The sequence below is a fragment of the Nocardiopsis sp. CNZ308 genome (genome assembly GCF_004217075.1).
Genome location: NZ_SHKJ01000001.1, coordinates 2,740,503 through 2,762,448 on the forward strand (window position 1 = coordinate 2,740,503; position 21,946 = coordinate 2,762,448).

Here is a 21,946-nt window from a genome sequence, read left to right on the forward strand (position 1 = left end):
TCCAGAGGTCACCGCCCGGGGATGCCCGGCTTCCGGCTCCTCCTCCGGGAGGAGGACCTTCTTCAGGACCTCGGGCGCTGCGTCCGGACCGAGTCGCCGCAGATCGTCGATGGTGGCGGCGGGGAACCGGACTCTGTGCTCCGTGCGTGTTCCCCGCCGCCGGTACCGCCCGGCAACCGGTTCGGGTGGGCGTGCGTGTCAGCCCATGCTCTTCTGGCCGTCCAGGGCCTCGCGCAGGATGTCGGCGTGCCCGCAGTGCTGCGCTGTCTCGCGGATGACGTGCAGCAGCACGTCGCGGGCGGACCAGGACGCGCCCTCGGGGAACCACGGCGCGTCCGGGAGCCGGTGGCTGACCTCCAGGTCCGGCAGGCCGTTGACGAGCTCCTCGGTCTCCCGCGCGGCCAGTGCGTAGTCCGCCAGGACGCCGTCGAGGGTCTCGCCCTCCAGCAACCGGAAGCTGTCGGCCTGCTCCTCCCAGGTGGCCGGGTCCTCGTAGTCCACCTTCGGGTGGACCGCTCCCTCACGGACGAATCGGATCCAGTTGCGCTCGGCCCGGGTCACGTGCTTGACCAGTCCGCCGAGGGTCAGCTCGCTCACCGTGGTGCGCCGGGCGGCCTGTTCGTCGTCCAGGCCCCGGACCGTGAGGCGGAGGAAGTCGCGCTGGTCCTCCAGGAACCGCAGGAGGCTCGCGCGCTCCACGTCCACCGTGCTCGTCACCGTCGTGACCACCATGACCACCGCTCTCTCGCCCTGTCCGACTCGGTACACGAGGACTCTAGGAAGAGTGGAGGTCAGTTACCGTCCTCCACCGGATGGAAAACGGGAGAAAACGGTGCGGCCCCGAACGGGGCTCTGCCGATAACCTGGCGTTCTGGCGACTCGGAGGTTCCATGGCCTTGATTCCGCTCCAGTACCGGCTCGACGGACCCCGGCACGCGCCCGTCGTACTGCTCGTGCCGCCCTTCGGCACCACGATGTCGGTCTGGGAACCGCAGCTGCCCGAACTCACCCGCGACCACAGGGTCCTGCGGGTCAACCACCGGGGGCACGGCTCCTCTCCTGCCCCGGAGGGCCCCTACACCGTCGAGGAGCTCGCCCTGGACCTGCTCGGGGTCCTGGAGGCCCAGGGCCTGACCCGGGTCCACGCGGTGGGCGCCGGGCTCGGCGGGGCGCTGCTGGTGTGGATCGCGGCCAACTCGCCGCGCACCCTGGAGCGCCTCGTGCTGCTGGCCGCGGCGCCCCGCACCCCGCGGACGCACCGGTGGGACCTCCTCGCCTCCCGGGTGCGCTCGTCGGGCCTGGACTCGGTGGCCGCGGACGTGGTGCGGCCCTGGTTCACCCCGGACATGGGCGAGGGGCGGCCGCGGGTCGTGGCCCGCCTGACCGAGGAGTTCGGCGGGCTCGACCCGGACGGCTTCGCCGCGGTGTGCGACGCCGTGGCCGGGATGGACCAGCGCAACCTGGTGGCCTCCGTGCGGGTGCCGACCCTGGTGGTGTCGGCCGCCCACGACCCGATGCTGCCGCCCGGCCACGGCCGCAGGCTGGCGGACGGGATCCCCGAAGCCCGGTTCGAGGTGGTCTCCGGCGCCGCGCACCTGCTCGGGGTCGAGCGCGCGGACCGGGTGAACGAGCTGCTGGTGGAGCACCTGTCCGGCTGAGGGGAGCCCGTCCGGGGCAGCGGGATCAGACCTGCGCCACGGGGATCAGCGGGCTGTTGATCTCCAGCAGGTAGCCGTCGGGGTCGCGGAAGTGCGCCGCGCGGATGCCCCATGCGGTCCAGTCACGCGGCTCCATCACCTGCCGGGCGCCGTCCGAGACCAGTCTGGCGGCCGTGGCGTCCACGTCGTCCACCTCGAAGATCACCGCGAACCGGTCCTGGTTCGGCAGCGCCGGGTCGGCGGTGTCGGTCTCCAGGGCCTCCGCCATCACCTCGCGCTGGTTGATCGCCAGCCGCGTCCCCGACTCGACGTCGAACTCCGCGTAGCGGCTGCCCTCGTCCCCGCGCAGCACGGGGAGCTTGAGCACCTCGGAGTAGAAGCGGAAGCAGGCCTCGTAGTCGTTGACGAGGAGCCTGATGTAGCTGCAGCGCATGGGGTCTCCTGCCGTTCGGCGTCGGTGTCAGCACCATTGTCCCGTTCCGGGCGTCGCGTGGGGGGTTGTCCACACCCGTTTTTTCTCTTCCCCGGCACCGGGTTCGAAACGCGCTCTCCGCGTCGCGGCTCGGGCTCCCCGCTCGGGGCGCGGTCCACCGCGTTCCGTGGTCCACCTTCGAACCCGACCTGTATCCCCTGTTATTCAGGATGTAGTACATGTACTATCAATGGCAGCAGGAAGACGACGGAACGGAGAATTGGTGTGATGAGTGCGGATGCCCGGTCGGGCGCCGAGGCGGTCCGGGAGAGGGCGGTGCGGAGTGTCCGCTGAGAGCGGTGGGGCGACCGGCCGCCGTCCCAGGGCCGCAGCCGGAGGCGGCGAGGCCGTCTACAACCGGATCGCGATGCTGCGGGCGGAGCGCGGCGTGTCCCGCCGCCAGCTGGCCGAGGCGCTGGGCGTGCACTACCAGACGGTCGGCTACCTGGAGCGGGGCGAGTACAGCCCCAGCCTCCACCTCGCGCTGCGCGTCGCGCGCTACTTCGAGGTTCCGGTGGAGGTCGTCTTCTCCACCGAGCCCTTCCCCCGCATCGGCCAGTGACCCCACCAGGAAGAAGAGGTGAACCCGTGTCCCCCACCCACGACACCACGACGTCCCGCATCGCCCGGCTCCGGGCCTCACGGTCCCGGCGGCGAAACCACACGCTCCTGCTCGTGCTGGTCTTCCTGGTCGCCACGGTGCTCCTGACCGCGGCCCTCTTCCAGCCCGGCGCGACGCTGACGATGATCGTGCTGGTGCCCGCCTACCTCGTGCTCCTCGTCGCGGCGGCCGTGGTCCACAGGCGACTGAGCCGGGCCACGGGGGTGACGGCGGGTTACCGCAACCTGGACGAGCGCCAGCGCGCCGAACTGGACCGGGCCACCCGGCTCGGGCACAGGGTGACGTCGGCACTCATCTTCGCGCCGTTCCTCGTGATCGCGGTACTGGAGGGGCCCACACCCGACCACCTGTACTTCCCGGAGGAGCTGTTCATGCCCGTGCTGTGGGTGATCTACATGGCCCACGTCGCGGTTCCCACCCTGTACCTGGCCTGGACGCAGCCGGACGAGATCCCCGACGACGAGGAGGTCTGACGGGCGGGCCTCAGAGGATGTCCGGGCCCGCCCAGCCGTAGGCGTCGCGCTCGCGGACCCGGGCCAGCTCGTCCTCGGACAGCACGCGGGGCTCGCCGATCTGGCGGGCCCTCAGGTACGCGCCGCTGAGCCAGTCGAGCAGCCGCAGGTTCTCCAGCGCGTGCCCGAGGTCGCGGCCCAGGGCGAGGCCGCCGTGGTCGGCGAGCAGCGCGGCGTCGCGGCCCTTGAGCGCCTTGACGGCGTGGTCGGCGATCTCGCCGGTGCCGTAGGTGGTGTACGGGGTGACGGCGACCGCCCCGCCCAGGCCGGCGGCGCGGTGGTGGATCGGGGGCAGCTCGGCCAGGACCGAGGACACCGCGACGGTGTCGGTCGTGAACGCGTTGACCACGGCGGTGACGTCGCGGTCGTGCTCGGCGGCCAGGCGGTGCACGGCCATGTGCAGGGTGGCCTCGGCGGCGGGGTCGCGCCTTCCCTCCAGCACGCGGTCGTCGAGCGACATCACCGGGCAGTCGGCGGGCTGGATCTGGTCGAGGCGGACACCGTGGGGCGTGACGACCACCAGGTCGCCGCTGCGGACGCTGACGGTCCCCGACTCGCCGGGCGCGGTGCCCGGGTCCGCGGCGAGGGCGCGGGCGGTCAGACACACGTCGCGGCGTTCCTGTTCGAGCAGCATGCCTTCCTCAAGGGGTGCGCGGTGGGCGCGGTCCGTGCCGCGGGGGCTCGGGAGTCCGGACGAACCCGCTTAGGTATGCCTCAGCTAAGGGCACACCTCAATGTACGTCAAACTCTCGTTCCCGTCTTCCCCAGGCGGGGGTGTTCCACCGCTCCCCCGATCGTCACTCCGAGTAGTTGTTGGCCCGGGTGTGGCGTGGGCCGGACCACGGGCGACTCCGCTGGGTCGGGTCGTTCGCGCAGATCAGGCCGGTTCACAGGGTGTATATGGCGGAAGAGTCTGATGAGACGAGGCTGTTTGTGACTAACGATCCCGGGCAAACCGGACCCGTGAACGAGCTCTACGCAACCCTCCCGTCCGTGCCGTACCTGGCGGAACCCGGGTCGGCGACGGCCACCAGCCTCTACATCGACGGCCGGTGGCGGGCGGCCGGGAACGGCCGGGTGCGGGAGATCCTGAACCCCGCCGACGCCTCCGTCCTGACCATCGTCAGCGAGGGAGGAAGGGCCGACTCCGAGGAGGCCATCGCCGCGGCCCGCCGCGCCTTCGACGGCGGAGAGTGGCCCCGCACCCCCGCCGGGGAGCGCGGACGCGTCCTCGACCGCATCGCCGACCTGCTCCAGCGCGACCGCGAGGAGATCGCGGTCATGGAGTCCCTCGACACCGGCAAGACCATCGAGGAGGGCGGGATCGACGTCGACGACGTCACCGGCGTCTTCCGCTACTACGCCGGTCTCGCCGACAAGGACACGGGCCGCCTGGTCTCCGCGCCCGAGGGCGTGCACAGCAAGGTGGTCTACGAGCCCGTCGGCGTCTGCGGCATGATCACGCCCTGGAACTACCCGCTGCTCCAGCTCGCCTGGAAGATGGCCCCGGCCCTGGCCGCGGGCAACACCATGGTGGTCAAGCCCAGCGAGATCACACCGGTCACCACCGCCAAGCTGGTCGAGCTCACCACCGAGGCGGGCGTCCCGGCGGGCGTGGTCAACCTGGTCACGGGCAGCGGCCCCGACGCGGGCGCCCCGCTGTCCGAGCACCCCGACGTGGACCTGATCTCCTTCACCGGCGGTCTGGCCACCGGCAGGCGGATCATGGCGGCGGCCTCCGCGACGGTCAAGAAGATCGCCCTGGAACTCGGCGGCAAGAACCCCAACATCATCTTCCCGGACGTGGACCTGGACACCGCCGTGGACTACGCGCTCAGCGCCGCGTTCTTCCACTCCGGGCAGGTCTGCTCGGCCGGGGCGCGCCTCATCGTGCACAACGACGTCCACGACGCCTTCACCACCGAACTCGCCCGCCGCGCCGAGGCCATCCGCATCGGCCGCGGCCAGGACGAGGGCGTGCGCTGCGGCCCGCTGGTGTCGGCCGAGCACCGCGCCAAGGTGGAGGCCGCGGTCGCGCGCGGCGTCGAGGAGGGCGCCCGGATCATCGCCGGGGGCAGGCGGCCCGACGACCCGGACCTCGCGCAGGGCTACTTCTACCGGCCCACCGTGTTCGTGGACTGCGACCGCGCCATGGACATCGTCCAGACCGAGGTGTTCGGCCCGGTCGTGACCGTGGAGCGGTTCGAGACCGAGCAGCAGGCCGTCGAGCTGGGCAACGACACCGACTACGGCCTCTCCGGCGGCGTGTGGACCGACGACACCGCCCGCGGGGAGCGCGTCGCCGCGGCCCTGCGCCACGGCACCGTCTGGATCAACGACTACGGCCCCTACTTCCCCGGCGCCGAGTGGGGCGGCTACGGCCGCAGCGGGATCGGCCGCGAACTCGGACTCGCGGGCCTGGACGAGTACCGCGAGGCCAAGCACGTCTACCGCAACCTGTCCCCCGAGCCGCAGCGCTGGTTCGGCTGACGGTGACGAGTGACGAGAGGACCCGGACCGTGGACCCGACCGAGAGCACCTATGACTACGTGATCGTGGGAGGCGGCACCGCGGGATCGGTGATCGCCAACCGGCTCACCGAGGACCCCGGCACCACCGTGTGCCTCATCGAGGGCGGTCCCGACGACCGCGACCTGGAGCACGTCCTGCGCCTGCGCGACTGGCTCAGCGTCCTGGACGGGGAACTCGACTACGGCTACACCACCGTCGAGCAGCCGCGCGGCAACTCCCACATCCTGCACTCCCGGGCCCGCGTGCTCGGCGGGTGCTCCTCGCACAACACGCTCATCAGCTTCCGGCCGTTCGCCGAGGACCTGGACGACTGGGTCGCGGCGGGCGCCGAGGGCTGGGACAACGCCACCGTGCAGTCCTACGCGGACCGGATCAAGTGCAACATCGTCCCGGTCGCCGCGAAGGACCGCAACACCATGGTCAAGGACTGGGTGGCCTCGGCGGCCGAGGCGGCCGGCGTCCCGGTGGTGGAGGACTTCAACGCCCTGACCTCGCACGGAGGCGGCTTCGCGTGCGGGGCGGGCTTCCTGTCCATCGCCTACGACCCCTACACCGGCCACCGATCCTCGGCCTCGGTGGCCTACCTCCACCCCATCATGGACGTGCGCGGCAACCTCACCGTCATGCTGGAGACCTGGGTCGACCGGCTGCTGTTCGACGGCGACCGCGCCACGGGGGTCAGCGCCACGGCGAAGGACGGCACGCGCACCACCGTCAGCGCCCGCCGGGAGGTGATCCTGTGCGCGGGAGCGGTCGACTCGCCCCGGCTGCTCATGCTCTCGGGGGTCGGCAACGCCGGGGAACTGCGCGAGGTGGGCGTCGAACCCCGCCACGACCTGCCCGGCGTCGGCGAGAACCTGCTCGACCACCCCGAGTCGATCATCATGTGGGAGACCAGCAGGCCGGTCCCGACGAACACGGTGATGCACTCCGACGCGGGCCTGTTCGTGCGGCGCGACGACTCCGACCCGCGCCCGGACCTGATGTTCCACATCTACCAGGTCCCCTTCGACGACAACACGAGGCGGCTGGGCTACGAGTCCCCGCCCGACGGATACGCGGTCTGCATGACGCCGAACATCCCCCGCGCGCGCTCGCGCGGCAAGCTCCGCCTCGCCAGTAGCGACCCCCGCGAGAAGCCCGAGCTGGACTTCCGGTACTTCACCGACCCCGAGGGCTACGACGAGAGGACGATCGTGGACGGCCTCAGGATCGCCCGCGAGGTCGCCGCCACCGAGCCGTTCCGGTCCTGGATCACCAGGGAGGTCGCCCCAGGCCCCGGTGTCCAGAGCGACGAGGAGCTGTCCGAGTACGGCCGCCGCGCCGCCCACACCGTCTACCACCCGGCGGGCACCTGCCGGATGGGCGCCGCCGCCGACGACGGCGCCGTGGTCGACCCGCGCCTGCGCGTGCGCGGGCTGCGCGGCCTGCGGGTGGCCGACGCGTCGGTGTTCCCCACGCTGCCGACGCCCAACCCCATGGTCATGGTCCTGGCCCTGGGCGAGCGCGCCGCCGACCTCATCCGCCAGGACGCCCTGGCCGGGGAGGGCACCGCGGACGCCTGAGCCGGCCGGGGGAGCGGCCGGGGCGGCGAGGCCCCCGCCCCGGCCGCTCCCCCTGATTCCGCTGGTCACCGTCGGCAGCCGGTGAGCCGCTTCGCGCCGGGGGCGGGGCCCGTGCCCCCGCCCCCGGCGGCGCTTCCGGAAACCGCTACCGCTCGACCCCCTTGCCACGGCGGGCGCGGAACATGAGAATTCCTCGTGTCCACCGAGGAAGCGGAGGGCCATGCGCCGGGACCTGCTCGCCGCCGCCGTCGGGACCGTGCTGTTCCTGGACGCCCTCCGGGTGTTCCTGCCGTCCCTGATCACCGTGTTCGGCCAGGCCGGGACGACCGATCCCGCGCTGATGGGCGCGTTCGCGCTCGCCTGGTTCCTCGCCCCGTTCCCCTTCGTCCCCCTCGCCCGCCGGATCCCGCCCACGGCCATGGCGGGCACCGCCGTCGTGGTGATGGCGGCGGGGCGCCTGGCGCTCCAGGCCACCGGGGGCGGCGACCCGCAGCTGTACGTCTCCGCGGCCACGGTCGGCGCGGGAACCGTGTGGCTGGTGTGCACCGCGATGGCGTCCGCCGTCGACGGGCGCCTGCACGGACGCGAGGTGGTGACCGTGGTCGTGGCCGCGATCGCGGCCACCGCGGTCGTACGCTCCCTCTTCGGCGCGATCGACCTCGTGTGGTGGCCGACGCCCCTGGCGTGGGCGCCGGTCATCGCGGAGGTCGGGCTCCTCCCGCTCCTGCTGCTCAACGTCCGGGACACCGCCCCGGAGCCTGCCCGTCCCGTGCCGCCCCGGGCCTGGCTGGTGCTGGGGCCCCTGTTCTTCCTCACCGGCCTGTACACCGCCAATCCGGCGGTGGGCCAGACCCTCGCGGGGTCACCGCTGGGCGCCGCGGCCGTCGCCACGGGCGCCGTGCTGTCGGTGGGCCTCGTCCGGCGTCCGCTCCTTCCGGGCCGGAGCCGGTGGGCGGCCCCCGCCGTGCTCCTGGCCGCGCTGGCGTGGCTGGCCTGGGCGTCCTCCGACGGTGTGCCCCCGGACGCGACGGCCCTGCCGTCCACGGCGGCGCTGGTCGCCGGACAGCTCGCCCTGGCCGCCTGCGCGGGCCGGGCCGTGCTCGCCCGGCCCGGGCGGGCGTCGGCGGCGCGCAGCGGGCTGGCCGCCGCGTCGGGTCTGCTGTCGTTCGTGGTGCTGGTGTTCGCGTTCTACTCCGCCTACGACCTGTACGTGCCCAACGCGTACGTGCCCTTCCTCGCCGCGGCCCTGCTGCTGCCCGCCGTGTCCTCACGGGTTCCGGAGGTCCGTGAGCCTCCGCGTCCGCGCGCACTCGCGCTGACCGCCGGGGCGGCCGTGCTCACCCTGGCCGCCACCGCCCTCTGGCCCGTGTTCGCGGCCCGGACGTTCGCACCCGCACCCGCGAGCGGGGCGGAGGGGCTGCGCGTGGCCGCCTACAACGTGCGGATGGGCTTCGGCATGGACGGCCGGTTCTCCGTCGCCGAGCAGGCTCGGGCGCTGCGCCGCCTGGACGCCGACGTCGTCGTCCTCAGCGAGGTGGACCGGGGCTGGCTGCTCAACGGCGGCAACGACGTGCTGTCCCGGCTCGCGCTCGAACTGGGCATGGCCGCGCACTGGGGGCCGGCCGACGGGCCGCTGTGGGGCGACGCCGTGCTCACCTCCCTGCCCGTCACCCGCGAGCGGAGGCACCCGCTCACGCCGAGCGGCCCCACCGGGGCCCAGGCGCTGGAGGTGACCGTGGACCACGGCGGCACCGGGATCACGGTGGTCTCCACCCACGTGCAGCCCGCCGACCTCGGCTTCCGCGCGGAGTCCTCCCGGCGCCAGCTGCGCGAGATCGCGGAGATCGCCCGCCGGGCGCGGGAGCGCGGAACGCCCGTCGTGGTGGCGGGGGACCTCAACATCGAACCGGACGCCCCCGCGTGGGGCCTGCTCACCGAGCACGGGCTGCTCGACGCGTTCCGGGACGCGCGCCCCTTCCCCACCCTGCCGGGGGAGACCGGCTCCGACCAGCAGATCGACCACGTCCTGCACACCGGGGACCTGGCGCCGAGCGATCCGGCCAACCCGGACGTGCCCCACTCCGACCACCGGCCGGTGGCCGTCACGCTGACCCCGGTCGCCTGACGGTCAGGGGGAGGGGTGTTCGTACCTGCGGCGCCTGGACACCCAGTACACGTTCACGCACGCGGCGACGAAACCCGCGCCGAGCAGGACGACCAGCCAGAGCTGGTCGGTCCACATGTACGCGGCGATCGCGCCGGACAGCAGTACCAGGGCGCCGAACACGGCCAGCACCGCGCGGAAACCCAGGGCGCTCGCCGGGCGCTCGTGGCTGCCCAGGGGGCCCTTCAACCTGCCGCGTCGCATGACGTCCGCTCCCTTCCGTCGCCGTACGCTCCCGGTTCCCGCGTGGGACCCGGTCCACCGCTTCTTCCCGGTCCCCTACCCAGCCAGCGGCAACCACGCGGAAAACCTCCTCCGGGAGCCGGTCCGGCCTCCACGCTGGCGAACACGGACAGCCGGACCCGTGATCGGCGGGTCGCGATCCGCGGACTCCAACGTAACGCCGACGCGTTGTTCGACCGGGCGCGGCAGGGGGAGTGCTTCACGGCCACCAAGCGCGGTCAGCCCGTCGGCCGTGTCGTTCCTCCGCCGAGTGACGCTCCACTCCGCTTCCCGGAGCCGACGAGTCAGGTCAGTGGCGGTCCTGATACCGAGAGACGGTATCCCGCGCGGAACACCTCTGTGGGTCCTACGTGATGGACCCGCAGCGGGAGGCAGACGGATGAGCGGTTACCGGGAACTGGAGGGGCAGCGGTCGGCTGAGACGACGCGGCGGGGGCGCCCCGAAGGACGCCCCCGCCGCGAACGGCCAGTGTCACACGCCGTCCATCAGGGCGGGCAGGGCCGCCTCGTAGGAGGCGCGCAGGTCGGTCAGCGCGATCTCCACGGCGCCGCCGGGGTGCGTGACCGACAGGGTCTCGCCGCCCACGACGCCGATCTGCTCCACCGGCACGCCGTGCTCGTTGGCCAGCGCCACGAACGCCTCCTCCTCGCCCGGCCGCACCGCGACGACCGCGCGGGCGCCGGACTCGCTGAACAGGGCGGTGAACACGTCCCCGTCCACGGTCACCCGCACGCCCCGGCCGCCGCGCATCGCCGACTCGGCCAGCGCGACCGCCAGGCCGCCGTCGGACAGGTCGTGCGCGGCCTCGGCCAGACCCCGCTCGGCGGAGGCGGCCAGCACCTCGCCCAGGGCGGCCTCGGCGGCCAGGTCCACCCGCGGCGGCAGTCCGCCCAGGTGGCCGTGGACCGTGTCGGCCCACGCCGAACCGCCGAACTCCGGCCGGGTCTCGCCCAGCAGGAACACCCGGGCGCCGTCGGTGCCGAACGCCGTCCGCAGCCGGGTGCGCACGTCGTCGATCACGCCGAGCACACCGATCACCGGGGTCGGGTTGATCGCCACGTCACCGGTCTGGTTGTAGAAGCTCACGTTTCCGCCGGTCACCGGGGTGCCCAGCTGCTGGCAGGCGTCGGCCAGCCCGCGGGTGGACTCGGCGAACTGCCACATCACCCCGGGGTCCTCGGGCGAGCCGAAGTTGAGGCAGTTGGTCACCGCCAGCGGGCGCGCGCCCGTGGCGGCGACGTTGCGGTAGGCCTCGGCGTAGGCCAGCTGCGTGCCCGTGTACGGGTCCAGCCGGGTGAAGCGGCCGTTGCCGTCCGTGGACAGGGCCACGCCGCGGTGGGAGTCGTCGGAGACGCGGATCATCCCGGCGTCGTGCGGGGTGGAGACCACCGTGTCGCCGCGCACGTAGCTGTCGTACTGCTGGGTGATCCACGTCGGGTCGCCCACGCCCGGGGCGCCCAGCACGCGCAGCACCTGTTCGCGCAGCTCGGCGTCGCCGGAGGGCCGGGGCAGCTTCCCGGCGTCGTCGGCCTGGAGCGCGTCCTGCGAGGCCGGGCGCGAGTACGGGCGCTGGTAGACGGGGCCCTCGTCGGAGGCGGTCCGCGGCGGCATGTCCACCACGGTCTCGCCGTGCCAGGTCATCACCAGGCGGCCGCCGCGCTCGGCCTCCTCGGGGGTCACGTCGGTGACCTCGCCGATCTCGGTGGCCAGGATCTGCCACTTGTCGCAGATGGCCAGGAACTCGTCCAGCTTCGCGGGCTCGACGATCGCCATCATGCGCTCCTGCGACTCGCTCATGAGGATCTCCTCGGGAGTGAGCCGGTGGTCGCGCAGCGGAACCCGGTCCAGCTGGACGCGCATGCCGCCGGTGCCGCCCGCGGCGAGCTCGGTGGTGGCGCAGGACACGCCCGCGGCCCCGAGGTCCTGGATGCCGACGACCAGGTCCTTCTCGAACAGCTCCAGGCTGCACTCGATGAGCAGCTTCTCCATGAACGGGTCGCCGACCTGCACGCTGGGCCGCTTGGCGTGCGACTCCTCGTCGAAGGTGGCGCTGGCCAGCACCGAGGCGCCGCCGATCCCGTCGGGGCCGGTGGTGGAGCCGAACAGCACCACCTTGTTGCCCGGTCCGGGCGCCTGCGCCAGCTTGATGTCCTCGTGCCGCATCACGCCGACGCACAGCGCGTTGACCAGCGGGTTGCCGATGTACCCGGCGCCGAAGCCGATCTCGCCGCCGATGTTGGGCAGGCCCAGGCAGTTGCCGTAGAAGGAGATGCCCGACACCACGCCGGGCAGCACCCGCTTGGTGTCGTCGGCGTCGGCCGGGCCGAAGCGCAGCGCGTCCATCACCGCGACGGGGCGGGCGCCCATGGTGAGGATGTCGCGCACGATGCCGCCCACGCCGGTGGCCGCGCCCTGGTGCGGCTCCACGTAGGAGGGGTGGTTGTGCGACTCGATCTTGAACGTGACCGCGCGGCCGTCGCCGACGTCCACCACGCCCGCGTTCTCACCCATGCCGACGAGCAGGGCGTCGTTCTCGGGCGCCTTCTCCCCGAACTGGCGCAGGTGCACCTTGGACGACTTGTAGGAGCAGTGCTCGCTCCACATGACCGAGTAGATGGCCAGCTCGGCGGAGGTGGGGCGGCGGCCCAGGATCTCGCGTACCCGCTCGTACTCGTCCTTGGCCATGCCCAGTTCGGCGTACGGCTGGGGTGTGTCGGGGTTGTCGTGCGCCACGGCGACGGTGTCGAGACCAGGTGCTTCAGACATGCGTGGTTCCGTTCGGGGTGTTCGGGTGGAAGCCGGGCCGTGGCGTCCGACCAACGGCGCGGAAGGTCGGGTCAGGACGTTCGGGGCCCGCTCGCGTCGCCGAGCATCAGCGTCGCCGGGGACTCGGGTTCGTCGTGGGCGGAGGTGTCGGCCAGCATGTGTTCGCCGTCGCTGAGGAAGACCTGCTCCTCGGGCGCTCCCTGGGGCTCCTGTTCCTCCCAGCCCCGGCCGAGGAGGTGGGAGACCACCGTGTCGACGGTCTCGCGCGAGTCCTCGGTGAGCTCACCGTCCTCGGTCACGACCATCACCAGCCGGACGCACTCGGTGCCCTCGCAGTAGACGTCGGCCTCCGGGTCGGAGACGTAGGACAGGCCGGAGGGCGCCTGGCCGAGCACGTCCACGTCCGGCGGCGGGTCCTGGGACGGAGCGCCGCCCCGGTCCCCGTCCTGCTGGCCCTGGGGAGGGGGCGAGGCGACGGGTGCCGAGCCGATGGCGTTGAACAGGCCGATGCCCGCGGACACCACCAGTCCGACCACGACCAGCCCCACGAGGACGAACATCGTCCTTCTGGAGCGCAGCAGTCCCATCATCGGCCAACCCTCCAGTTCGGGATGCGGCTCAGGCGTTCACCGGCGAACCGGCGGCCAGGTGGGCGAGGATCGAGGAGAAGAAGCCCAGGCCCTCGTCGGAGGGGCCGGTGAGCGCTTCGACGGCGTGCTCGGGGTGCGGCATGAGACCGACGACGTTCCCGTGCTCGTTGGTGATCCCGGCGATGTCGCGGCGGGAGCCGTTGGGGTTGCCGCCGGCGTAGCGGACCACGACGCGGCCGGTGGCCTCCAGCTCGTCCAGGGTGTGCTCGTCGGCGACGTAGCTGCCCTCACCGCTCTTGAGCACCACCAGGATCTCCTGGCCCTCGGTGTAGGCGCCGGTCCACGCGGTGCCGGTGTTCTCCACGCGCAGCACCTGGTCGCGGTTGACGAACCGCAGCGAGGAGTTGCGGGTCAGGGCTCCGGGGAGCAGGTGGCTCTCGCACAGGATCTGGAAGCCGTTGCAGATGCCCAGGACCGGCAGCGCGCCCGAGCGGGCGGCCGGGACCAGCTCCGACATCAGGGGGGCGAACCGGGCGATGGCCCCGCAGCGCAGGTAGTCGCCGTAGGAGAAGCCTCCAGGCAGGACCACGGCGTCGACGCCCCTGAGGTCGGCGTCCGCGTGCCAGAGCGAGACGGGTTCGGCGCCCGCCAGCGCGACGGCGCGCGCGGCGTCCTTGTCGTCGAGGGAGCCGGGGAAGGTGACGACGCCCACACGGGCTGTCATGAGCACACTCCGAGAGATCGGGTCGAGTCCGTCCCCGCGTGACACGGGGAGAGTGCGGCGAGGGAGACGCCGCTGCCTGGCCCCGTCCCTGGGGACGGTGCGTCCGCACTCCGCAGCGTACCCGCTCACCTGTGGTCGGGTACGACGGCGGAACCCCTCGGGGGCCTTTCCTTTGGAGGATGCTCCGAACTCCGGTGGTCACGCACCGCGTTCCGGTGTGGCATTCCACAGGCGGAAACGGTGGTGTCGGAAGGGTCCTGTGTGATGCGTCACGGGGATGGTCCGCGGTCGCGGCGGGGCGGTGGACGCGCGCATCGACGGCGCGGTCCGGGCCCTGGCCGGGGGCCGCCGCGTCCCGGGGCCGGGGGACACGCGGCTCGGCCCGCTCACATCAGGGCGTAGCGCTGGGCCGGCACCTGATCGGCGGCCCTTTCGTCCGGCGGTCCGTCGCAAGCCGTGAGCCGCTTGCGCAGCAGGACCGTGGTCCTTGGTTCCCCCTCGAAGGCGACCTCGTCCATGAGGTAGCGCATCAACAGAATGCCCCTGCCCGATTCCGCTTCCAGACCGGGGAGGGGCGTGTGGTCGGTGGTGAACCGCTCCGCGAGCGCCACGGGATCGGGCGCTCTCCCGGTATGGGAGATCCGCAGTTCACACCATCGCCCGCCCATCTCCGCCTCGACCCTGTAGTCGCGGGCCGGCCCGCCGTGGTCGATCGCGTTGGCACAGGCCTCGGAGACGGCCAGGAGGATGTCGTCGACGCAGTCCCCGCACACTCCCGCGCGAACGAGGAGGGTGCCCAGGACATCGCGGGCGACGGCGACCGTGTACGCCTGCCTTGGGAGGGAGATCGAGAAATCGGCGTCCATTCGTACACCTCTCGTGCTCCGTTGTCGTGTTCATCCCGGCATGTTAGGAACCTTCCCCGAGGGCGGACGGAGTAAAACGAACAGCCGTGTCCCCGGCGGGGACACGGCTGTTCTCTCCGGCACTTCGGGCACGTCGGACACCGTGCGGACGAATTCCCACGAATTTCCCCGCGGGTTTCCCGCGGCGGCGGAATCCGGGAGGGGCGCGGCGCGAGGAGTGCCTCGGGTCACACGCGCGGAGGTCAGTCCTCCACGCGCACGCTGTACTCCTCGATGACGGTGTTGGCGAGGAGGGTCTCGGCCAGACGGCGGACGTCGGCGAGCTTGGCCTCGTCCACCGCGCCCTCCACCTCGACCTCGAAGCGCTTGCCCTGGCGGACCTGCTCGATCCCCTCGAAGCCCAGCCGGGAGCAGGCCCCGGCGATGGCCTGGCCCTGGGGGTCCAGGATCTCGGGCTTGAGCATGACGTCAACAACGACGCGGGCCACAGGGTCCTCCACAAGGAAAAGGGGTGTGCCGCACGTGCCTGCGGCGGGCGGGCCGCCTCCCCGGACCGGCGGGGAGGGGGACGTCGCAAGCGTACGGCACGCGCAAACGGGTAGGCATCCTGACCAGGAGGCGCGCCGGGCCTTTACCCCACGTTGGGCAGTACTGGTGACTGTTTCGGGGATCCCGTGACTCGTATCACGTGGATTGATGTCATCATTGGAGGCCTGCGGCGGCGTCTTACACAGTGGAAGTGACCGTCCGGTCGTCCTGAGGGGGAATCTTGACGACTATCGAAATGGACCAGGCCTCCACGACCGGTGAGACCCGCGAGGGGGAGCAGACGCTGGACTTCGCCACCGCGGTGACACCGTTCGCCGACCAGCTCTACCCCACGGCCCTGCGGATGACCCGCAACCCCGCCGACGCGGAGGACCTCGTGCAGGAGACCTTCGCCAAGGCCTTCGCGAATTTCCACCAGTTCCGCGCGGGTACGAACCTGCGAGCCTGGCTTTACCGGATCCTGACCAACACCTTCATCAACAGCTACCGCAAGAAGCAGCGCGAACCGCGCCAGGAGACCACCGACGAGATCAAGGACTGGCAGCTCGCCGCCGCCGAGGCGCACACGTCCTCCGGCATGAGGTCGGCCGAGAACGAGGTCCTGGACCACCTGCCCGACTCCGACATCAAGCAGGCGCTCGCACGCCTGCCCGAGGAGTTCCAGGAGGTCATCTACCTCGTCGACATCGAGGGCTACGCCTACAAGGAGGTGGCCGAGCGGATGGGGACGCCCCTGGGGACGGTCATGTCCCGGCTGCACCGCGCCCGCCGCCAGCTCCGCGAGATGCTCGCCGACTACGCCCGCGACCGCGGCATGAGGGTCCCCGCCTCCAGGGCGCACGCCGCGGCCGAGTAAGCCGAGTAACCGGCCGCGCAGGGCCCCTCCCCCGGGTCCGAACGACCCTGCCCGGTACTCGAACCGGGCTCATGGGCGGATCCCGCGATCCCCCGCTCCGGTCACGCGTTCCGTTCCGCCACCGGGGTCGGGGCCGCCTCCACGGGGGTCGCCTCCGGTCCCCTCCCCCGCGTGCGCAGCCACACCACGGCCGTGATCGCGATGAGGAGGACGCAGGGCACGAGCATGACGGGCGACCCGGCGCCCACCGACCGGTCCATCCCCTCCATGAGGTCGGCGTGCGTGACGATGGTGATGAGGAAGGCGACCGTGTTGTTGACCGCGTGAATGACCACGGCGACCTCCAGGCCACCCGTGCGCCACGTGATGAGGGCGAGGGTGACGCCCATCGTGAAGTAGTACAGGTTGAGCCACGGGTCGAACGCCAGGTGCGCCGCCATGAACAGCAGACTCGACACGAGCACGCCGAGAACGAGGCTGGTGCGCGCGCCACGGCCCCAGCTGGCGGCGACGCGGAAGGCGAGCCCGCGGAAACCGTACTCCTCGCCGGCCGACTGCAACGGTGCCAGCAGCACGATGACGGCGAACATGGCGATGAGGTCGGTGAACAGCCAGGAGGTCTCGGGGTAGGGCGTGAAGACGGAGAAGACGGCCAGGTAGACCGTCCAGACGGGCAGGATCACCAGGAGGGACCGCCCGAACAGGTCGGCCCGGAAGAGCGACCGGACCGAATGCAGCGAGGCGCCCCTCACGCCGTAGAGCCACCGTTGGATGAGCATGCTCCACGGCAGCAGCAGGGCGAGCCCGAGCAGAGCGGAGGCCTGGGTGACGGGCGTGAACTCGTCCCCGCCCAGCATCACGCTGGAGCGGCCGAGCGCCAGGTCGGCGAACGCGCCGAGGATCCCGGCGGCGAAGGAGAAGACCAGCATCCCGCCCATGAAGAGGACGAGAGCGGCGACGCCGCGCCAGACGCGGCGCTTCTCGTGGGCGAGGACACGGTGGTAGGGCACACCCGGCGGGACCGGGCGGGGGCCGCGCCGCCGCCGGGTCTCGGGTGATGGGTGCTCGGGGCCCGCACTCGGGGCCGGGGGATCCGTCCGGAGCGGTTGCGCGGGGGGATGTTCGTCGTCGCGGTGCATGTTCTGAACCTAGTTTCGGCGGATTGCGCACAGTAGTACCGCTGATCATCTGATTTTTCCGCGTTTCACAGCGATCGTCGTATGACGGTTGTCATGCGGGCGTGCCCGGAGGCGCCTCGGATCGGCACTCCGCGCCGGTGCCGGAGAACCGGGTGCGCGGTGCCTCCGGGCCCGTGACGGAAGGCGTCCCCCGCACGCCGACCGGTGCGGGCGGGCGGGCGTTCCCCGTGCCGGGGCGGTTCTCGTGTCCCCTGGCCCCTCCGCGGGCCGCGCGGGTCGCGGCCACGTCCTCGAAAAGTCGTTGGAAACCCTTGTAAGTGCTAGGAAGCCCTGGTAATCGCACTGGTCGGGGATCGGGGATCATGGGGCCCGCAGCTGAAAAGGTGACGCTGAGGGCTTGCGCTCTCCATGGTGAGTTCTGTCACGATATGGAGAGGGCTGTCCGACTCCCGCCCACCACCCCGGGTGGGACGAGGACCGTGATTCGGCCGATCAGCGTTCACCCACGCGAATTCGGCCCCGAGAACCCGAGGGAGCAACGTGTCGGACACGACCGTGCACGAGGAACCGGAGCTGATCCAGCTCCTGACACCGGAAGGGGAGTTGACGGGGCACCCCGACTACCCCCTGGACATCAGCGCCGAGGAGATCCGCGCCCTGTACCGCGACCTGGTCCTGGTGCGCAGGTTCGACAGCGAGGCGGTCTCCCTCCAGCGCCAGGGCGAGCTGGGCCTGTGGGCCTCGCTGCTGGGCCAGGAGGCCGCGCAGATCGGCTCCGCACGCGCGCTGGGCGCGAAGGACATGGCCTTCCCCTCCTACCGCGAGCACGGCGTCGCGTGGTGCCGGGGCATCGAGCCCCGCGAACTGCTCGGCATGTTCCGCGGCGTCACCAACGGGGGCTGGGACCCCCACGAGCACGGCTTCCACCTGTACACGATCGTCATCGGCAGCCAGGCCCTGCACGCCACCGGCTACGCCATGGGCGTCCAGCGCGACGGCGCCGTCGGCGAGGACGGCACCGCCGTCATCTCCTACTTCGGCGACGGGGCCACCAGCCAGGGCGACACCAACGAGGCGTTCAACTTCGCCTCGGTCAACAACGCCCCGGTGGTCTTCTTCTGCCAGAACAACCAGTGGGCGATCTCCGAACCGCTGGAGCGCCAGGCCCGCGTGCCCATCTACCGGCGCGCCGCCGGGTTCGGCTTCCCCGGCCTGCGCGTGGACGGCAACGACGTCCTGGCCTGCCTGGCCGTGACCCGGGCCGCGCTGTCCAACGCCCGCGAGGGCAACGGCCCCACGCTCGTGGAGGCGTTCACCTACCGGATGGGCGCCCACACCACCAACGACGACCCCACCCGCTACCGCGCGTCGGCCGAGCTCGACGAGTGGAAGGCCAAGGACCCGATCCTGCGGGTCCGCCGCTACCTGGAGCGGGGCGGCCACGCCGACGAGGAGTTCTTCGCGTCCGTGGACGCCGAGGCGGACCGGCTGGGCGAGCGGGTGCGCACCGAGTGCCGGTCCCTGCCCGACCCCGAGCCCCTCGACATCTTCCACGAGGTCTACGCCGAGCCCAACGTCCACATCGACCAGCAGCGGTCCGAGTTCGCCGACTACCTGGCCTCCTTCGAGGGCGCGGGCGCGGAAGGGGGCCGTTAGGCCATGGGAACCAACCTCACCATCGGCAAGGCCATCAACGCCGGCCTGCGCGCCGCCATGGAGCACGACCCCAAGGTCCTGGTCATGGGCGAGGACGTCGGCAGGCTCGGCGGCGTCTTCCGGGTCACCGACGGCCTGTACAAGGACTTCGGCGCCGACCGGGTCATCGACACCCCCCTCGCCGAGTCCGGCATCGTCGGCACCGCGATCGGCATGGCCATGCGCGGCTACCGCCCCGTGGTGGAGATCCAGTTCGACGGCTTCTTCTTCCCGGCCGCGAACCAGACCTTCACCCAGCTGGCCAAGATGCGGCGCCGCTCGGCGGGCACGCTCAGCATGCCCGTGGTCATGCGCATCCCCTACGGCGGCGGCATCGGCGCGGTCGAGCACCACAGCGAGTCCCCGGAGGCCTACTTCACCCACACCGCCGGGCTGCGCGTGGTGTCGGTGGCCAACCCCGAGGACGCCTACTGGATGATCCAGCAGGCCGTGCGCTCCGACGACCCGGTGATCTTCCTGGAGCCCAAGCGGCGCTACTACGAGAAGGCCGAGGTCGACACCGAGGCGTCCATCGCCGAGGCCGCCCCGATGGGCGCCGCGCGCGTGATCCGTCCCGGCACGGACGTGACCCTCGTGGCGTACGGGCCCATGGTCAAGACGGCGCTCCAGGCCGCCGAGGCCGACACCGACCACTCCGTCGAGGTCGTCGACCTGCGTTCGCTGTCCCCCGTGGACTACCCGACCCTGTTCGCCTCGGTGAAGAGGACGGGGCGCCTGGTCGTCGCCCACGAGGCCCCCCTCTCCGGCGGCCCCGGCGCGGAGATCGCCGCCCGGGTCACCGAGGAGTGCTTCTACCACCTGGAGTCGCCGGTCATCCGCGTGGCCGCGTTCGACACCCCCTACCCGCAGTCCCGGCTGGAGGAGCACTACCTGCCGGACCTGGACCGGGTTCTGGACGGTGTCGACCGGGCGTTCGCGTACTAGGGATCGGGGAAACCGAAGGACATGGCGATTTCCAAGAACGAACCCGCCGTCGGCGGAGTGCAGTCGTTCAAGCTGCCCGACGTCGGGGAGGGCCTGGTCGAGGCCGAACTCCTCTCCTGGTACGTCAAGCCGGGTGACGAGGTCGGGGTCAACCAGATGATCTGCGAGATCGAGACCGCCAAGGCGGTCGTCGAGCTCCCCAGCCCGTACGCGGGGACGGTGCGCGAGCTGCTGGCCGAGGAGGGCCAGACCGTGGAGGTCGGCGCGGTGATCATCACCGTGGACGACGGCTCCGGCGGTTCCGCCCCGGAGGCCGCCCCGTCGGCGGACTCCGAGGAGCGGGAGAAGCCGCTGGTCGGCTACGGCGAGAAGGCGGCCTCCACCCAGCGCCGCCCGCGCCGCCGCCCGGGCCCCTCGGCGCCGGTGTCGCCGCCCGTGCCGCGCGTCAGCGAGCCCGCGCCCGCCAACACGCCCGCGGTGCGGGAGACGCGGGCGGCCCCGGCCCCCGCCCCGGCGCGGGCGCCGGGCCGTCCGCTCGCCAAGCCGCCGGTGCGCAAGCTGGCCAAGGACCTCGGCGTGGACCTGGCGTCGGTCATCCCCACGGGGGACAACGGCGTCGTCACCCGCGAGGACGTGCGGGCCGCGGTCGGTCAGGCTCCGGGGGGCCCGGCGGCCGCGGAGACCGTGCAGGCCGCCCCCGCGGCGGCCGTGGACCGCACCGCGCGCGAGCGGCGCGTGCCCGTCAAGGGCGTGCGCAAGCACACGGCCGCGGCGATGGTCGGCAGCGCGTTCACCGCTCCGCACGTCACCGAGTTCCTCCAGGTGGACGTCACCAGGACGATGAAGGCGGTCGCGCGCCTGCGCGAGCGGCCCGACTTCGCCGACGTGCGGGTGTCCCCGCTGCTGCTGGTCGCCAAGGCCCTGCTCATGGCGGTCCGGCGGCACCCGGAGGTCAACGCCTCCTGGGACGAGGAGAACCAGGAGATCGTGGTCAAGGACTACGTGAACCTGGGGATCGCGGCGGCCACCGAGCGCGGTCTGGTGGTGCCCAACATCAAGGACGCCGACGCCATGACCCTGCCGGAGCTGGCGGCGGGGCTGAAGCGGCTGACCGAGACCGCCCGGGCGGGCAAGACCAGCCCGGCGGACATGTCCGGCGGCACCATCACGATCACCAACGTCGGCGTGTTCGGCGTGGACGCGGGCACCCCGATCCTCAACCCGGGTGAGGCGGCCATCCTCGCCTTCGGGCAGATCCGGGACATGCCCTGGGTGCACAAGGGCAAGCTCAAGGTCCGCAAGGTGACGACCCTGTCGCTGTCCTTCGACCACCGCCTGGTCGACGGGGAGCTGGGCTCCAAGGTGCTGCGCGACATCGGCACGGCGCTGGAGGACCCGGAGCTGACCGCCCTGGCCTGGGGCTAGGGACTCTCGCGGAGCGGGTCAGGGGGCCGGTGCGCGTATGTCGCACCGGCCCCCTTGCGTGGCGGGGGAAGCCCAGCCCCCGAGGGTCTCCCGGCCGGACTACGGGGTGCCGTCCCCGCAGTCCACGTAGTCGGCGACGCTGGCCGCGTACTCCTCCTGGGTGTCGAGGGTCTCCCAGTGTTCGTCCATGTAGGCGTCGACGAACTCCTCACCGCCGACGGGTTCACCGCACCAGGTGACCTCGTTGGAGTACATGGCGTCGATGAGGGCGTCATCGACCCTCGCGGTGCCGTCGACCCCCTCGGTGCTCCACGCGTCCTTGTCGAGCTCGACGGCGTATCCGTCCTCGGTCTGCTGGAGAACGCCGCTGTCGAGGAGCCTGTCCCGGCTGCCGCCGATGTCTGCGACGACTTCTTCGGAACCGTTCTCGGTGAGCATGCGGTCGAGTGTGCGCACCATGGCCTCCCGTTCGACCCAGAAGCGGGAGACGCTGTCCGCCGGAGGACTTCCTTCGGGTTCGGGCTCGGGCGCGGAGCACGCGGCCAGGGTCAGGCACACGGACAGGGGAATCGTCAGGAAGACGGGCGCACGGCCTCCGAGGTGTGTCACAGGGCCTCCAGAA

The 21,946-nt window shown here is 72.0% G+C and carries 21 protein-coding genes; 10 read left to right on the plus strand and 11 right to left on the minus strand.

Annotated features, from left to right (window positions below; genetic code table 11):
• Positions 1 to 198: 198 nt before the first annotated feature.
• Positions 199 to 732: a DinB family protein gene (locus tag EV372_RS11940; RefSeq protein ID WP_130396053.1), complete on the minus strand. Its 534-nt coding sequence runs from the start codon at positions 730 to 732 to the stop codon at positions 199 to 201.
• A 158-nt stretch (positions 733 to 890) separates the two neighbouring features.
• On the opposite strand from EV372_RS11940, the gene EV372_RS11945 reads away from it, so the two are divergent.
• On the plus strand, positions 891 to 1,658 hold the full coding sequence (locus EV372_RS11945; protein WP_130396054.1) for an alpha/beta fold hydrolase: 768 nt from the start codon (positions 891 to 893) through the stop codon (positions 1,656 to 1,658).
• A 25-nt stretch (positions 1,659 to 1,683) separates the two neighbouring features.
• Here the strand turns inward: EV372_RS11945 and EV372_RS11950 are convergent, their stop codons facing one another.
• Positions 1,684 to 2,091: a VOC family protein gene (locus EV372_RS11950; RefSeq protein ID WP_130396055.1), complete on the minus strand. Its 408-nt coding sequence runs from the start codon at positions 2,089 to 2,091 to the stop codon at positions 1,684 to 1,686.
• Positions 2,092 to 2,413: 322 nt separating this feature from the next.
• Here EV372_RS11950 and EV372_RS11955 point away from each other — a divergent pair, with 322 nt between their 5' ends.
• Positions 2,414 to 2,692: a helix-turn-helix transcriptional regulator gene (locus tag EV372_RS11955; protein ID WP_130396056.1), complete on the plus strand. Its 279-nt coding sequence runs from the start codon at positions 2,414 to 2,416 to the stop codon at positions 2,690 to 2,692.
• A 26-nt stretch (positions 2,693 to 2,718) separates the two neighbouring features.
• Entirely contained in the window at positions 2,719 to 3,225 is a 507-nt protein-coding gene (locus tag EV372_RS11960) for a hypothetical protein (protein ID WP_130396057.1), read from the plus strand.
• A 10-nt stretch (positions 3,226 to 3,235) separates the two neighbouring features.
• Here EV372_RS11960 and EV372_RS11965 read toward each other — a convergent pair whose 3' ends face one another.
• Positions 3,236 to 3,898, minus strand: a complete 663-nt coding sequence (locus tag EV372_RS11965; RefSeq protein WP_130396058.1) for a class II aldolase/adducin family protein — start codon at positions 3,896 to 3,898, stop codon at positions 3,236 to 3,238.
• Between the two features lie 359 nt (positions 3,899 to 4,257).
• Here EV372_RS11965 and EV372_RS11970 point away from each other — a divergent pair, with 359 nt between their 5' ends.
• From EV372_RS11970 to EV372_RS11980, 3 genes are all read left to right on the plus strand, one after another.
• Positions 4,258 to 5,754, plus strand: a complete 1,497-nt coding sequence (locus tag EV372_RS11970; RefSeq protein WP_372497332.1) for an aldehyde dehydrogenase family protein — start codon at positions 4,258 to 4,260, stop codon at positions 5,752 to 5,754.
• A 29-nt stretch (positions 5,755 to 5,783) separates the two neighbouring features.
• A complete protein-coding gene (locus tag EV372_RS11975) occupies positions 5,784 to 7,361 on the plus strand; it encodes a GMC family oxidoreductase (RefSeq protein ID WP_130396060.1) in 1,578 nt (525 codons plus the stop codon).
• 220 nt (positions 7,362 to 7,581) lie between these two features.
• Positions 7,582 to 9,486, plus strand: a complete 1,905-nt coding sequence (locus tag EV372_RS11980; RefSeq protein ID WP_130396061.1) for an endonuclease/exonuclease/phosphatase family protein — start codon at positions 7,582 to 7,584, stop codon at positions 9,484 to 9,486.
• A 3-nt stretch (positions 9,487 to 9,489) separates the two neighbouring features.
• Here EV372_RS11980 and EV372_RS11985 read toward each other — a convergent pair whose 3' ends face one another.
• The 6 genes from EV372_RS11985 to purS all read right to left on the minus strand — a co-directional run bounded on the left by EV372_RS11985 (position 9,490) and on the right by purS (position 15,203).
• A complete protein-coding gene (locus EV372_RS11985; RefSeq protein WP_130396062.1) occupies positions 9,490 to 9,729 on the minus strand; it encodes a hypothetical protein in 240 nt (79 codons plus the stop codon).
• A gap of 511 nt (positions 9,730 to 10,240) precedes the next feature.
• A complete protein-coding gene (gene purL / locus EV372_RS11990) occupies positions 10,241 to 12,535 on the minus strand; it encodes a phosphoribosylformylglycinamidine synthase subunit PurL (protein WP_130396063.1) in 2,295 nt (764 codons plus the stop codon).
• A 71-nt stretch (positions 12,536 to 12,606) separates the two neighbouring features.
• Positions 12,607 to 13,125: a hypothetical protein gene (locus EV372_RS11995; protein ID WP_130396064.1), complete on the minus strand. Its 519-nt coding sequence runs from the start codon at positions 13,123 to 13,125 to the stop codon at positions 12,607 to 12,609.
• Positions 13,126 to 13,153: 28 nt separating this feature from the next.
• Positions 13,154 to 13,849: a phosphoribosylformylglycinamidine synthase subunit PurQ gene (purQ, locus tag EV372_RS12000; RefSeq protein WP_130396065.1), complete on the minus strand. Its 696-nt coding sequence runs from the start codon at positions 13,847 to 13,849 to the stop codon at positions 13,154 to 13,156.
• Positions 13,850 to 14,235: 386 nt separating this feature from the next.
• Complete coding sequence (locus EV372_RS12005; RefSeq protein WP_130396066.1) at positions 14,236 to 14,715, minus strand: ATP-binding protein; 480 nt, start codon at positions 14,713 to 14,715, stop codon at positions 14,236 to 14,238.
• 242 nt (positions 14,716 to 14,957) lie between these two features.
• Entirely contained in the window at positions 14,958 to 15,203 is a 246-nt protein-coding gene (gene purS, locus EV372_RS12010; RefSeq protein WP_013156400.1) for a phosphoribosylformylglycinamidine synthase subunit PurS, read from the minus strand.
• Positions 15,204 to 15,484: 281 nt separating this feature from the next.
• On the opposite strand from purS, the gene EV372_RS12015 reads away from it, so the two are divergent.
• Positions 15,485 to 16,120 (plus strand): sigma-70 family RNA polymerase sigma factor, encoded by a 636-nt coding sequence (locus tag EV372_RS12015; RefSeq protein ID WP_013156401.1) that lies wholly within the window; start codon positions 15,485 to 15,487, stop codon positions 16,118 to 16,120.
• 101 nt (positions 16,121 to 16,221) lie between these two features.
• Here the strand turns inward: EV372_RS12015 and EV372_RS12020 are convergent, their stop codons facing one another.
• Positions 16,222 to 17,259 (minus strand): CPBP family intramembrane glutamic endopeptidase, encoded by a 1,038-nt coding sequence (locus EV372_RS12020; RefSeq protein WP_275101136.1) that lies wholly within the window; start codon positions 17,257 to 17,259, stop codon positions 16,222 to 16,224.
• A 540-nt stretch (positions 17,260 to 17,799) separates the two neighbouring features.
• Between EV372_RS12020 and pdhA the strand changes: the two genes are divergently transcribed.
• From pdhA to EV372_RS12035, 3 genes are read left to right on the plus strand one after another with little or no spacing between them, the layout of a single operon-like run.
• Positions 17,800 to 18,915 carry a pyruvate dehydrogenase (acetyl-transferring) E1 component subunit alpha gene (gene pdhA, locus EV372_RS12025; RefSeq protein ID WP_130396068.1) on the plus strand — a complete coding sequence of 372 codons (1,116 nt, stop codon included), beginning with the start codon at positions 17,800 to 17,802 and terminating at the stop codon, positions 18,913 to 18,915.
• 3 nt (positions 18,916 to 18,918) lie between these two features.
• Positions 18,919 to 19,899 carry an alpha-ketoacid dehydrogenase subunit beta gene (locus EV372_RS12030; protein WP_130396069.1) on the plus strand — a complete coding sequence of 327 codons (981 nt, stop codon included), beginning with the start codon at positions 18,919 to 18,921 and terminating at the stop codon, positions 19,897 to 19,899.
• Between the two features lie 21 nt (positions 19,900 to 19,920).
• Positions 19,921 to 21,324, plus strand: coding sequence for a dihydrolipoamide acetyltransferase family protein (locus EV372_RS12035; protein ID WP_130396070.1), 1,404 nt, complete (start codon positions 19,921 to 19,923; stop codon positions 21,322 to 21,324).
• A 99-nt stretch (positions 21,325 to 21,423) separates the two neighbouring features.
• On the opposite strand, the gene EV372_RS12040 is transcribed toward EV372_RS12035, so the two are convergent.
• On the minus strand, positions 21,424 to 21,933 hold the full coding sequence (locus EV372_RS12040) for a hypothetical protein (RefSeq protein ID WP_130396071.1): 510 nt from the start codon (positions 21,931 to 21,933) through the stop codon (positions 21,424 to 21,426).
• Positions 21,934 to 21,946 lie beyond the last annotated feature (13 nt).

Bases quoted from the DNA above. Each gene is read 5' to 3' on its own strand.
- purL (WP_130396063.1), bottom strand. From the start codon at position 12,535: ATGTCTGAAGCACCTGGTCTCGACACCGTCGCCGTGGCGCACGACAAC.
- EV372_RS11995 (WP_130396064.1), bottom strand. From the start codon at position 13,125: ATGATGGGACTGCTGCGCTCCAGAAGGACGATGTTCGTCCTCGTGGGG.
- EV372_RS11985 (WP_130396062.1), bottom strand. From the start codon at position 9,729: ATGCGACGCGGCAGGTTGAAGGGCCCCCTGGGCAGCCACGAGCGCCCG.
- EV372_RS11950 (WP_130396055.1), bottom strand. From the start codon at position 2,091: ATGCGCTGCAGCTACATCAGGCTCCTCGTCAACGACTACGAGGCCTGC.
- EV372_RS12030 (WP_130396069.1), top strand. From the start codon at position 18,919: ATGGGAACCAACCTCACCATCGGCAAGGCCATCAACGCCGGCCTGCGC.
- EV372_RS12035 (WP_130396070.1), top strand. From the start codon at position 19,921: ATGGCGATTTCCAAGAACGAACCCGCCGTCGGCGGAGTGCAGTCGTTC.
- EV372_RS11945 (WP_130396054.1), top strand. From the start codon at position 891: ATGGCCTTGATTCCGCTCCAGTACCGGCTCGACGGACCCCGGCACGCG.
- EV372_RS12005 (WP_130396066.1), bottom strand. From the start codon at position 14,715: ATGGACGCCGATTTCTCGATCTCCCTCCCAAGGCAGGCGTACACGGTC.
- EV372_RS11940 (WP_130396053.1), bottom strand. From the start codon at position 732: ATGGTGGTCACGACGGTGACGAGCACGGTGGACGTGGAGCGCGCGAGC.
- EV372_RS11980 (WP_130396061.1), top strand. From the start codon at position 7,582: ATGCGCCGGGACCTGCTCGCCGCCGCCGTCGGGACCGTGCTGTTCCTG.
- EV372_RS12020 (WP_275101136.1), bottom strand. From the start codon at position 17,259: ATGCACCGCGACGACGAACATCCCCCCGCGCAACCGCTCCGGACGGAT.
- EV372_RS11965 (WP_130396058.1), bottom strand. From the start codon at position 3,898: ATGCTGCTCGAACAGGAACGCCGCGACGTGTGTCTGACCGCCCGCGCC.
- purQ (WP_130396065.1), bottom strand. From the start codon at position 13,849: ATGACAGCCCGTGTGGGCGTCGTCACCTTCCCCGGCTCCCTCGACGAC.